This window comes from Bartonella sp. AP258QHHD (assembly GCF_042196145.1).
Taxonomy (GTDB): Bacteria; Pseudomonadota; Alphaproteobacteria; order Rhizobiales; family Rhizobiaceae; genus Bartonella.
This window is the reverse complement of record NZ_JBHIPR010000002.1, coordinates 93,536-106,899: the sequence shown is the minus strand read 5'-3', so window position 1 is coordinate 106,899 and position 13,364 is coordinate 93,536. Positions and strand designations below refer to the sequence as shown.

Sequence of the window (13,364 nt, the reverse complement as noted above, 5' to 3'; positions counted from 1 at the left end):
TATTATACGCTTTATTACAAACTCACGCCTATAAAATAGAAGAGCCCAATCATAGCTGATGAGAAAATTTATTCTGGAGTTTGTATGCCATGGCTGATCACAATATTCCTCATTTCCAAAATGACCTTGGATATAAAACAATCGAAATTGGTGTGAAAGAATTTATGTGTGTAGGCGCTACACACCCATTCGATCATCCTCATATCTTTATCGATATGGGAGCAGCAGATGAGAAAATTTGCCCTTACTGCTCAACCCTTTATCGTTATGTTCCCTCGCTATCATACGATCAAACAAACCCAACAGGATGCTTATATCATCCAGAAAAGCTATTATAATTGCGTTTTTTGGCTTTCTTAATAACCCCTCTTTTAATTCTGCTTGTTTAATATGAAATCATTTGTGGAACAATCACCCATCATCGTTGGAGGAGGAATTGCTGGTTTAAGCACTGCTTTAGCACTCGCTCATAAAGGAATTGCAAGCACCATTATCGAAAAGTGTAAGCAACTTGAAACGATAGGCGCTGGTATTCAACTGACACCAAATGCAACATCTATTCTTGCTCGCTGGAAACTTCTTAACAAACTCACTGAAGTCGCGACAATCCCATATTTTCTTGAGTTAAAAGATGGATTATCTTTAAAAATACATCTACGGGCTCATCTTATTAATCTAACAGAAAAATATTGGAAAGCCCCTTATATGACGATTCACCGCGCGGCTTTACAAAAAATTTTATATAATGCAGTGATTGAAAATCCTTTGATCAAATACAAAGCAGGCGAAACGATTGTATCTTCTACCCAATCGGCAACCAACATTAAAATCACGACAATAAAAACAGATACGGCAACAGAACAGCTTTATTCAACGCCCCTCTTGATCGGATGTGATGGCGTTTGGTCAACATTACGGCAACAATCTCCTTTTCATGAAAAAGCAAATTTTAGTGGCTTTATTGCTTGGCGTGCAACAACAACATCTGATAATCTTCCTCAAAACTTTCGTTCTTCATTGCAAAATATGAAGACAATTACGGCTTGGATGGGACCAAAAAATCATCTTGTTGTCTACCCCATTCAATCGTCAGAAAAAATTTTTAATTTTGTCGCCATTACGCATGGAGAAAGTTCAAAAGAAGGATGGGCCCATAAAGGAGATAAAGAAAAACTCAAATCTCTTTTTAAAGATTGGAATTCAAAAATCTTACAAATCTTCGATCATATTGATGAATGGAGTTATTGGCCACTTTTTCAAATGAAACAAAATCGTTTTATCGGTTTAGAGAGACAAGTATTTGTTGGCGATTGCGCACATGCTGCCTTACCTTTTGCAGCACAAGGTGCCGCTATGGCAATCGAAGATGCCGCCACATTAGCAAAAGCACTTTCATTGAAAGATTTTTCATTAACGAAAGCACTTTCGCTTTACGAAACAACACGCACCCCGCGTATTGCAGCAGTAAAAAAACGCGGAGATTTCAATAGATTAGCCTATCACGCAACCGGTCCCATAGCAATTGCACGCAATCTCATGATGAAAATTCGTACACCAGAGAGCATTATGTCAAATCTCAATTGGCTTTACATGTATGATGCGATGAATTCTATAAAAAATAATGATAAAAACTTATAAAATTCTTCCGGCACTTTGAATATTACGAAAGAACGAGATTTTTTTAATTTTATGACACTAAAAAATATCATAATTTACTCTAATAAAAGCAATATTTTTCGAAACCTACAATCCGATTTTAAAAGCTCCATTTTTAGCTCTCCTAAAAGCAAAAACACCACTCAAAATCAGCTCCCATCTTTAATCTTTCTTTAACTCAATTCTACATCAACAACACCCTGAATTAATTTCATAGCATTTGCGACATGTGAATTTACCTTATATCGCTTAGGAAGTGCAATTTCGACTTCTCGCAATCCATCCTCTTGAATTAAAATAAGCCCAACCTCTCCATTCCCCCCAAGATTTAAATTTTGTTCAATTTGTGGAAGCATATCAACTGTTTTTATAAAGAGACGCATCATTTTATGCTGTTGTAATGATTCATTTTCCAAAGACTGAATTGTTTCAATTCGCAAACTAACTCCTTCAGAACGATTTTCTGCGCTCACCGTAATAATAAAAGATTTTCCGGGTTCTAGCATCTCTTCATAATCCGAGAGTGCCTCAGAAAAGAGAACTGCTTCATATTGTCCACTTGTATCAGAAAAATGAATAATTCCCATTTTTTTACCAGATTTTGTTTTGCGCACGTTTTTTGCCACAACAGTTCCAGCAAGCCGTGCAGCCGTTGCTCCCCCTTTAACGGCATTGGCAAAATTACCCCAAGTCTGAATGCGTTTTTTGTTCAGAATAGCTTGATACTCCTCCAAAGGATGCGCAGAAAAGTAAAAACCTATAGCTTGAAATTCTCGATAAAGTTTCTCAGCCGGCAACCAAGGGGTTGTTTGCGATAAAATCAATGGTTCTTTTAATCCGCCTGCCATTCCAAATATATCAACCTGCCCGCTAGAATTGTCATCGAGAATACGAAGTGCACGCGCATGAAGGGTTCCAAGATTGGCTAATAAAACCTCACGTGCAATGTTAAAACAATCAAAAGCACCAGCACAAACTAAACTTTCCATCGCACGCTTATTAACAATACGAGGATCAACACGCGCACAAAAATCTTCCAAATCCTTAAAAATCTTACTCCCACGACAAGAAACAATATGATCTACAACAGTTTCTCCCACACCTTTAATGGCAGCAAGAGAATAATAAATACAATTATCACCAACCTCAAAAACACGATGAGATGTTTGTATAGAAGGTGCAATAACTTCAATACCCAACCTTAATGCTTCACGCCGAAAATCATTGAGCTTATCTGTATTCGTCATATCATATGTCATTGAAGCAGCTAAAAACTCAACGGGATAGTTTGCTTTCATATAAGCCGTTTGGTAAGAAACAATTGCATAAGCAGCAGCGTGCGATTTATTAAAACCATAATCGGCAAATTTTGCTAAAAGATCAAAGATAATATCAGCTTGATCTTTATCCACGCCACCTGCAACAGCTCCATTGACAAAACGCGTACGCTGTTTTTGCATTTCAGCATGAATTTTTTTCCCCATAGCACGACGTAGTAAATCAGCTTCTCCAAGCGAATAGCCAGCAAGAACCTGAGCAATCTGCATCACCTGTTCTTGATAGACAATAACACCTTGTGTTTCTTTGATCAGATGATCTATCTTAGGATGAATAGAAGCAATTTCCTCTTCCCCATGTTTGCGTGCATTATAGGTTGGAATATTCTCCATTGGACCTGGACGATAAAGTGCAACCAGCGCAATAATATCTTCAATACGGTCTGGCTTCATTCCAATCAACGCCTTGCGCATACCAGAACTTTCCACCTGAAACACGCCAACCGTTTCACCACGTGCCATCATAGCGTAGGTTGCTTCATCATTCAGAGGAATATTTGATAAATCTATTTTAATCCCCTTTCTGGCAACAAAATCGACTGCCATTTTCAAAACAGTAAGCGTTTTTAATCCAAGAAAATCAAATTTTACCAGCCCCGCTTGTTCAACATATTTCATGTTAAATTGTGTAACAGGCATATCAGAACGAGGATCACGATACATCGGGACAAGCTCCCAAAGTGGACGATCTCCGATAACAATCCCAGCAGCATGAGTTGAAGCATGACGATAAAGTCCCTCCAACTGAAGCGCTATATCTAATGCGCGTCCAACAACGGGATCTTTTTTCTTTTCTTCTTCAAATTTAGGTTCATCCTTAATAGCATCTGCTAATTCTACCTGACTTCCTGGGGTGGCAGGAATTAATTTTGTAAGATAATCCACCTGACGATAAGGAACTTCTAAAACACGCCCCACATCACGCAAAACTGCACGTGCCTGTAACTTACCAAAAGTAATAATTTGAGCAACTTGATCACGTCCATATTTTTTTTTTGAACATATTGAATAACTTCTTCGCGCCGCTCTTGACAAAAGTCGATATCAAAATCTGGCATCGAAACACGATCTGGATTCAGAAAACGTTCAAAGAGAAGAGAAAACCGCAAGGGATCCACATCAGTAATCGTCAATGCATAAGCAACAAGTGAACCAGCACCAGAACCCCGGCCTGGTCCAACGGGAATGTCATGAACCTTTGCCCATTTTATGAAATCTGAAACGATAAGAAAATATCCAGAAAATTGCATACGCGTAATAACTGAAATTTCATAATCAAGCCGCTGTTCATAATCTGCAATCGTATACCCTTCAGCCAACCCTATTGTTTCAAGCCGAATCTTCAAACCATCTTTAGCCTGATTTAATAACTCACTATCTTCTATTTCTAAAGTAGTTTCTGAATTAACAGATTGTTCTATAAAACGAGGCAATATCGGTTTTCGAAGAGGCGAGGCAATATGACAACGCAATGCAATTTCAACACTATTTTCCAAAGCTTCTGGAAGATCAGAAAACAGTGTAACCATTTCATCTTGTGACTTCAAATAATGATCTGGTGTCACACGTTTGCGATCTGGATTAGAGACAATTTGTCCTTCTGAAACAGCCATCAGCGCATCATGCGCTTCATACCCTTCTCTTTGCAGAAAAAAAGCTTCATTCGTTGCTACAAGAGGAATTTCATGCGCATAAGCCAATTCAATAAGATCAGCTTCTACTCTCCGGTCATAAGAGCCATGCCGTTGTAACTCCACATAAAGACGATCAGCAAAAGATTTTTTCAAATAAATTAAGCGCTCAACAGCATGTTCTTTTTTCTCTTCTGCCAAAGAAAGATTAATAGGTCCTCCCTTTCCACCCGTTAAAGCGATTATGCCTTCACTGTGTTCTGACAACCAATCAGCTTTAATATGAGGAGGATCAGTATCACACTTATCAAGATAAGCACGGCTCACAAGACGAACCAAATGAGCATAACCGGTTTCGCTAGCAGCCAAAAGAACAATAGAGCAAAAATCAGAAGGATTACGCCATTTAGCCAAACGTGAATGATCATTTTCATCACAAAAATCAACAGTAAGCTGACAACCAATAATAGGTTGGACCCCATGAGAAAGACAATGCTGTGAAAATTCCAAAGCACCAAATAAATTATTGGTATCGGTAATAGCAACCGCTGGTGCATGATCTAAAATCGTCTGTTGAATAATTTGGGGGATTTTTAAAGCCCCTTCGAGCAAGGAATAAGCTGAATGCACTCTCAAATGAATAAAGCGAGGAAGAGAATTTTTGTTCTCTTGCATTTGCATTTTATTTTTTACCACTCTCACAATTTCCCACTACAAAATAAATGCTAAACAGCACCCCTTATAAAAGAAAAAACTTCTGTTCATCATCAAACTTTAAAGCTATAAATTCATCATCCTACATAGGAGCAATATCCCAATTTTATTAATATTTATAAGAGAGTTCTATCAAGAAAATGCTTCTATTCACAGCAAATAAACACCTAAAATAAAAAGAAAAACAATATACCTCATCTAAGTACTTTAATTTTTGACCATTTAATTGTATTTTTCTTTAAATATTAATTTCTCTTCCTAAAGTTCAATGTGTAAATAAAGCAACCTTGTCTTTATGACTTTATCCCCAAAAAGCTCTTCTAAAGGTCTAGAAAAAACAAAAAGGGCAGGTTAAATTTGCTCATGCCTCCAAGTCTTCTTACCCCACTTTTTAATTCTATCCGAACTCTTTCTGGTATTACACCTAAAGTCTATGGTTTATTGACCAAACTCTTAGATGTTAATCCCACACAACGCGAAGCAACCCTTATTGACCTTCTTCAATTAATGCCCCATTCCGTTATAGACCGCAGAATGCGTCCCAACATTACTTGTGCAAAAGAAGGAGATACTGTTACGCTCGAAATTATCATCGATCAGCATCAACCACCACCCCGTGGTCACAACCGAATTCCCTATCGTGTTATTGCCCATGATCACACAGGAAAAATAAATTTAGTCTTTTTTCATGCTCAACCTCTTTGGCTAAAAAAACAACTCCCCGAAGGAAAAAAAGTCATTATATCAGGAAAAGTTGAATGGTTTAATGGACAGCTTTCAATGGCGCATCCAGACTATATTGCCCCAAGCGAACAATCAAATCAGATACCTCTCATCGAACCTGTCTATCCCTCTACTGCAGGACTAACTGTAAAGACACTAAGACGCGCCATACAAAACACTCTTGATTTTATTCCTCTCCTCCCAGAATGGATAGATGAAAATGTAAAAAAGCAACAAAATTTTCCTTCTTTTTCTGTTGCTTTACGCCGTATCCATGCGCCCATTAACCCCAATGATCTATCCTTAGAAAGTACAGCACGCAAACGTCTTGCCTATGATGAATTGCTCGCTTGTCAATTGGCACTAGGACTCGTGCGTTTGAAAACTAAATCTCTTGTTGGCACTTCTCGACCATCAACAGGAATTTATACTAAAAAATTGCTTAATATCCTCCCCTTTCAACTCACAACCGGACAAAAAAAAAGCAGTAGAAGATATCGCAAATGATCTTGCTTCACCAGAACCAATGCTAAGACTACTTCAAGGTGATGTAGGCGCAGGAAAAACTGTTGTTGCATTGATGGCAATGGCACAAATTGCTGAAAATTCAGGACAATCAGCTTTAATGGCACCAACTGAAGTGCTTGCTAGGCAACATTTTGCCACCATCGCTCCTCTTGCCGAAAAGGTCGGATTACAAACAACGCTTTTAACAGGACGAGAAAAAGGAAAATTGCGGACAAATATCGTGAATGATATTCTGTCAGGTCAAGTTTCTATTGTTATCGGAACTCATGCTCTCATACAAAACAGCGTTACTTATAATAATCTCGCTTTAACCATTATCGATGAACAACACCGTTTTGGTGTCCATCAACGTATCGCTCTTACAGAAAAAGGCAATAAAGCTGATATGCTGGTTATGACCGCCACGCCCATTCCGCGCACACTTGTCTTAACAGCTTTTGGTGATATGGATGTCTCTAAAATTACCGAAAAACCAATGGGACGACAACCCATTACAACAGCAACGCTTTCTTTGAAACGTCTTCATGAGCTTATAGCGAGAATCGCAATTGCATTAGAAAAAGGAGAAAAGCTCTATTGGATTTGTCCTTTAGTAGAGGAATCGACAGCTCTTGATCTCACTTCAATTGAAAACCGCTTTGCATTTCTCCATGAGCGCTTTGGAGCACACGTTGGTATGATCCATGGAAAAATGTCTACAGCAGAAAAAGAAGCCGCTATGGCATCTTTTAAATGTGGAAATACACGTATTTTAGTTGCAACCACCGTCATTGAAGTGGGAGTAGATATTCCAGATGCTTCGATCATTATCATCGAACACGCGGAACATTTTGGCCTTTCACAATTGCACCAATTACGTGGACGTGTAGGACGAGGCGATAAAAAATCTTCCTGCATTTTGCTCTATAAAGATCCACTGACTAAAACAGCAGCAACACGCCTTAATATTATCCGCAATACAGAAGATGGTTTTGAAATTGCTGAAGAAGATTGGCGCCTACGAGGCGAAGGAGAACTTTTAGGTACAAAACAATCCGGAGTCCCTGAATTTCATATAGCAAACCTTGCAGTTCATAGCGATCTTTTGTCAATGGCAAGAAAAGATGCTCGTTTATTTTTACAACGCGATCCTCATCTTTCTTCTGAGCAAGGACAAGCTTTACGGTTGCTCCTTTATCTTTTCGGACACAACGATGCTGCACGCCTCTTACGAGCAGGATAACAAAAACCCTCTAATAAAAAACTTAAATACCTCTCTGTTCAAATATGATTTTCTCTTAGAATTACCCATAAATGATCTACGCAGTCTCTTACCATCTTTATGCTTCATGAACGAATAACAAATCAACTGCATTAAAACAGTAGAAGCAATATTGCGTCTTTTTTTACCATTATATTCACATAACTGATCTATTTTTTGATAGGTAAGAAAATATTTTTCGTTTTATCGTAAAGGATTTAGGAATAAAAAACCTTTCTTCAGTATTCTCGTTCAACAGAGAAAAATGAAAAAATAAGTTTCATTATAAATCAATTTCTTACACTTGATTATTCTCCAAAAGATTCAGAAATATACTTTTATTCAACCGTGACTGATTTTGCTAAATTACGGGGTTGATCAACATCTGTTCCTAATAAAACAGCCGTATGATAAGCGATTAACTGAACAGGGAGTGCATAAATAATAGGAGAAATAAATTCTGGAACATCTGGCAAAGTGATCGTTGATAAAGTCTTAAGACAAGCTACTTCTGCTCCCTTTTTATCGGTTATTAAAATAATACGACCATTACGCGCTACCACTTCTTGCATATTAGAAAAAGTTTTTTCAAACCACCGATCATAAGGTGCAACAACAATAACGGGTATTGTCTCATCCACCAGAGCAATTGGTCCATGCTTTAATTCACCTGCCGCATAACCTTCAGCATGAATATAAGAAAGCTCTTTCAGTTTAAGAGCTCCCTCCAAAGCAATCGGATAAGAAGTTCCACGTCCCAGATAAAGAACACTTTTTGCATTCACCAAATCACGACAAATACATTCAATTTTTCTCTCTAATTTTAAGACCTCATTTAAAATACGTGGAACTTCTGCCAACTGTCGAACCAGTTGCTTTTCTATTTGAGCCGAGAGATAGCCACGTTGTTTAGCCGCACTAAGAGCGAGTGAAGCAAGCGTTGCCAATTGACAGGTAAAAGCTTTTGTTGAAGCAACACCTATTTCCGGTCCGGCAAGTGTTGGGAGAATAAAATCAGCCTCCCTTGCCATTGTTGATTGCTCTACATTCACAATTGTTGCTGTTTTTACACCCCGCTCACGACAATAACGCAAAGAAGCCAATGTATCAGCTGTCTCACCAGATTGAGAAACAAACAGCGATAACACATCAGACGTTATAGGAGGTTCACGATAACGAAACTCGGAAGCAACATCATTATCAACACTTAAAGCGGCAAATTTCTCAAACCAATAGCGCGCAACTAAGGTTGAATAATATGCCGTTCCACAACTCGCAAAAAGAAGCCGATGAATATTTTTCCAATCAATCAAATTCTCAAGCGGTCGAACCGCATAATTTCCAAGATCAAGATAATGCGCCAAATTATGAGAAATCACTTCAGGTTGTTCAAACATTTCCTTGTGCATAAAATGACGATGATTACCCTTAGAAATCAATAAAGCCCCTTCAAGTAATGTCGTCACAGGACGTTTTACCGGTTGATTATTAGCATCATAAATTGTAACACCTTCCCGTGTGAGAACAGCCCAATCCCCATCTTCCATATAGCTAATATAATCAACGAATGGTGCCAAAGCTATGGCATCTGACCCCACAAAAAATTCATCTTTTCCATAACCAATTGCCAGAGGTGGACCAGAACAAGCCGCAATCATAAGGTTATCTTCACCTTCGAAAATAAGAGCAATAGCAAAAGCCCCCTGCAGCCTTTTCCAACTGGTACGTATGGCTTCTTGCGGAGAAAGACCATCTTTTAATGCACGCGTTATTAAATGTGCAATAACTTCCGTATCCGTCTCTGTTTCAAAGATACAACCATCCTCTATGAGTTCCTTTTGCAGTTCTACAAAATTTTCAATAATACCATTATGAACAATCGCAAGCTTTTCAGTCACATGGGGATGCGCATTGCGTTCAACAGCAATTCCATGCGTAGCCCAACGGGTATGACCAATCCCTAAACTTCCCTCCAGAGGTGTTTTTTTTAATTTTTCTTCTAAATGAACAAGCTTCCCCTCAGCACGTACACGATAAAGATGCCCATTATGGACCGTTGCCACCCCAGATGAATCATACCCTCTATATTCAAGACGTTTTAACCCCTCAACCAAAGAGGACGTAACACACCTCTTTCCAAGAACTCCAATAATTCCACACATTAAAAAGCTCCAACCCACATCTTAAGATTCAAATTTTACAAAACAATCCAACAGCCTTTATTTAAAACTATAAATAATAAAAATAATTCAAACATGGAATACGGCAATCTTTAAGAATAAATCTTCCATCCATCGTTAGATTAACACGAAACAAAAGAATAAGCTGAAAATAATCATTTTTTCTGTTTTTTTTCTAACAAACGCTCTCGAAATTTTGTCGCATAGCCCTCTTTTATAACCTGTCGTGCACGCCCAAAAGCCATACTGTTCATAGGAATATTTTCAGTAATAACACTTCCTGAAGCAACATAAGAGCCATCCCCTATTACCAATGGGGAAACAAGTGCCGTATTAGACCCAACAAAAGCATGATCACCAATCATGGTTTTATATTTGTTAAATCCATCATAATTGCAAGTAATCGTACCGGCTCCAATATTGGTATGTGCACCAATTTCGGCATCACCAATATAACTTAAATGATTGATTTTAGAAGATTCTCCTACCTTAGCTTGTTTGACTTCACAAAAATTTCCAATCTTTACGGACTTAGCCAACTCTGTTCCAGGACGCAAACGTGCATAGGGACCAATCTGTGCATCTCTACCAACCACAGCACCTTCGAGATAACTAAATGCATGAATAACCGCACCAGATTGTACTTTTACGTTTAACCCAAAATAAACATTTGGTTCTATCACCACCCCTGGTGCAATTTCTGTATCATAAGAAAAATAGAGTGTTTCTGGCTTTAAGAGTGTAACACCCGATAACATTAAATCGCGCGCTTTACGTTTTTGCCACAAAGAATCAGCCTCAGAAAGCTCAAGACCGTTGTTAATTCCTACAATATCTTCAAAAGGAACTTCAACAACACGCACATCTAATCCTTCGCGTGTTGCAAGAGAAGCAATATCTGTTAAGTAATATTCTTTTTTCACATTATTATTACCAACTTTCTCTAAAAGAGAAAGTGCATGTTTTCCACGCATAGCGAGTATTCCACCATTACAAAAAGAAATCTTTTTTTCTTCATCGCTAGCGTCTTTTTCTTCTACAATTGCAATCAATTGACCATTTTTCTCGAGAAGACGCCCATAACCTGTTGGATGTTTGGTATGAAAACCTGCAAAAACAACATCTGCTCCATCAGCAAGCTGTGCACGCATTTGGTGCAATGAATCTTGCTGAATGAGAGGAGTATCCCCAAAAACAATGAGCACATCATCCACCTCCTTTTGCAAAGCTAAACGAGCAGACAAAACAGCATGGGCAGTTCCTAAACGCTCTTTTTGTTCAAAAATCATTACATCTTTTACAAATGACTGAACAACGTGCGTAACCTCCTTAGCACCATATCCCACAACAACCGCTAATTGTGAAGAGCCTGCCAATTCTATTTGTTTTAGAACATGGCATATAAGAGGCAATCCAGCAATTTTATGAAGTACCTTAGGCAGAGACGATTTCATGCGCGTCCCCTCACCTGCGGCAAGAACAATAGAAAGACAACTTCTAACCATAAAAACACATAAGACTAACGAGAAAATCCAAAAAAAATCATAATATTGTGCCAACGAATATCTTCAATATAACTCAACGAAGGATAATGTTCTAAAAGCCAAAATGAAAGATCCTGCATAGAACCTGTTAAAAACAAAATCCCTGTAAGAATAAGAAAAACACCAATGATTTTTTCAACTTTTCCTAAATGAATACGAAAAGCTCCTAAAAATCGCATAAAACTGCTCGAAAATAAAGCTGCTAACATAAAAGGAATAGCAAGACCTAATGCATAAACCGCTAAGAGAACAGCTCCCTCTCCCACAGTTTCTTTTGTTCCAGCAAGCGTTATAATAGGACCTAAAATAGGGCCAATACACGGTGTCCAACCAAAGGCAAAAGCTAAACCGATAATATACGCGCCTAAAGGACCAGCAGGTGTTTTTTTGGTCTGAAAACGCGCCTCACGAAATAAAAAAGCGATCTTGAAAATCCCCAAAAAATTTAAACCAAAAATAATAATGACAATTCCAGCAGCAAGGGCAAACCAATCACGATAATAACCGATGAATTTCCCAATTGTACTAGCACTGGCACCTAAAGCAACAAAAACAGTCGTAAACCCAAGAACAAAAGCAATAACAGAAGATAATAAAGCCCACCGGATAAAGACTTTCTCATCAGGCTTTTCTGAACGAAAATCATCAATACCAACCCCTGCCATATAGCACAAATAAGGAGGAACTAACGGCAAAACGCATGGTGACAAAAAAGAGAGTGCCCCAGCAAAAAACACACCAACTGTTGAAATTTCAATCAAAATTCATACCCCGTCTTTCATCGTAGTTTACCCCCCCATGAACAACAATCAATCCACATCTTCATCAACTCGCTGCATATTTTCTTCATTCGCTATCACACTTATATCTTCATCATGACCAGAAACGACTGAAAAAACTTTTTGATAGATTTTATCTTTATTTTTAGCAATTGCAATATACTCTCCCTCCGCTAACACGAGTGAAACATACGCACCTACTGTTTCATAAACGATATCACCAGAATCATTGGCAAGAGACCAACTTGTATCTGCAAGCGCTTCTCCTCTTTCTTGTCGCACCAGCTTTAAGACAATCTGAGCGGCCTGATGTTCAAGAGTAACTTCTGTTATTTTACCCGCATCCACTTGAATATCCGAACGAGCCGTCGCATTAATAGAACCATAATGGGAAGCAACATGGTAGCGGCCAGCTTTTAAACGCACAACTGATTGGGGTTTAACATTTGATATAATTACTCCCGTATCATCATTTTCTTTTTCATCCTCATAAATGGTAAAACGGAGTTCCTTTTCATTCATTACGCCATTGAGCAGTGTTGCATTTAAAATGACACCACCAGCCTCAAGATTAAAGTTTTTTACAAGACTCTGCCCATTTTCTAAACGAATATGGCGCACAGCACTCATATGACCAAATGAGACATGAACAAGATAATTTCCTGGTTCGAGATCAAAACGTGCACTTCCCCCCTTATAGGTTGCCACTAATGGTAACTTATTATCAATCCCTAGAATAGGAGCATAAACCCGCCAGACAAGCCCTTTTTCAATATCCGGATGACTATTTGTTAATCGAGCATTCAAAATGAGTTGTGTTTGAGATGCTAAGTTTTCGTTCTCCTGCTTTTGAGTCTTTACAATAAAACTCCTTGATTGTCTCTGCTGCTGATCTTGCCCTTCTCCTGCTTCAGAAAAAGCACAGTGGCTCCAAGTCAATAAAGAAAGCGCCACGCACAACCATACACATCGGTGCACTATTTTTATAAGAATACCCATTTTTGCATTGTTGATCAACATGATCTTTTTTTC

At 38.4% G+C, this 13,364-nt stretch carries 6 protein-coding genes and 2 pseudogenes; 3 read left to right on the top strand and 5 right to left on the bottom strand.

Annotated elements, in window-relative coordinates; all coding sequences use genetic code 11:
• Nucleotides 1–89: 89 nt before the first annotated feature.
• Both ACFIMM_RS00475 and ACFIMM_RS00470 read left to right on the top strand, forming a co-directional pair.
• Nucleotides 90–338: a zinc-finger domain-containing protein gene (locus tag ACFIMM_RS00475; RefSeq protein ID WP_375611536.1), complete on the top strand. Its 249-nt coding sequence runs from the start codon at nucleotides 90–92 to the stop codon at nucleotides 336–338.
• Between the two features lie 52 nt (nucleotides 339–390).
• Nucleotides 391–1,638, top strand: coding sequence for an FAD-binding protein (locus tag ACFIMM_RS00470; RefSeq protein ID WP_375682504.1), 1,248 nt, complete (start codon nucleotides 391–393; stop codon nucleotides 1,636–1,638).
• 191 nt (nucleotides 1,639–1,829) lie between these two features.
• On the opposite strand, the pseudogene dnaE reads toward ACFIMM_RS00470, so the two are convergent.
• A pseudogene (dnaE, locus tag ACFIMM_RS00465) lies at nucleotides 1,830–5,299 on the bottom strand (DNA polymerase III subunit alpha).
• Between the two features lie 402 nt (nucleotides 5,300–5,701).
• Between dnaE and recG the strand changes: the two are divergent.
• Nucleotides 5,702–7,811: pseudogene (gene recG, locus ACFIMM_RS00460) on the top strand (ATP-dependent DNA helicase RecG).
• 356 nt (nucleotides 7,812–8,167) lie between these two features.
• On the opposite strand, the gene glmS reads toward recG, so the two are convergent.
• The 4 genes from glmS to ACFIMM_RS00440 all read right to left on the bottom strand — a co-directional run bounded on the left by glmS (nucleotide 8,168) and on the right by ACFIMM_RS00440 (nucleotide 13,352).
• On the bottom strand, nucleotides 8,168–9,991 hold the full coding sequence (glmS, locus tag ACFIMM_RS00455; protein ID WP_375638216.1) for a glutamine--fructose-6-phosphate transaminase (isomerizing): 1,824 nt from the start codon (nucleotides 9,989–9,991) through the stop codon (nucleotides 8,168–8,170).
• A 173-nt stretch (nucleotides 9,992–10,164) separates the two neighbouring features.
• Nucleotides 10,165–11,514 (bottom strand): bifunctional UDP-N-acetylglucosamine diphosphorylase/glucosamine-1-phosphate N-acetyltransferase GlmU, encoded by a 1,350-nt coding sequence (gene glmU / locus ACFIMM_RS00450; protein ID WP_375692559.1) that lies wholly within the window; start codon nucleotides 11,512–11,514, stop codon nucleotides 10,165–10,167.
• Nucleotides 11,515–11,528: 14 nt separating this feature from the next.
• A complete protein-coding gene (locus ACFIMM_RS00445) occupies nucleotides 11,529–12,317 on the bottom strand; it encodes a cytochrome c biogenesis CcdA family protein (protein WP_375675001.1) in 789 nt (262 codons plus the stop codon).
• A gap of 45 nt (nucleotides 12,318–12,362) precedes the next feature.
• The gene (locus ACFIMM_RS00440) at nucleotides 12,363–13,352 is read right to left on the bottom strand and encodes a carboxypeptidase regulatory-like domain-containing protein (RefSeq protein ID WP_375638218.1); all 990 of its coding nucleotides are present in this window, start codon (nucleotides 13,350–13,352) and stop codon (nucleotides 12,363–12,365) included.
• Nucleotides 13,353–13,364: the final 12 nt, after the last annotated feature.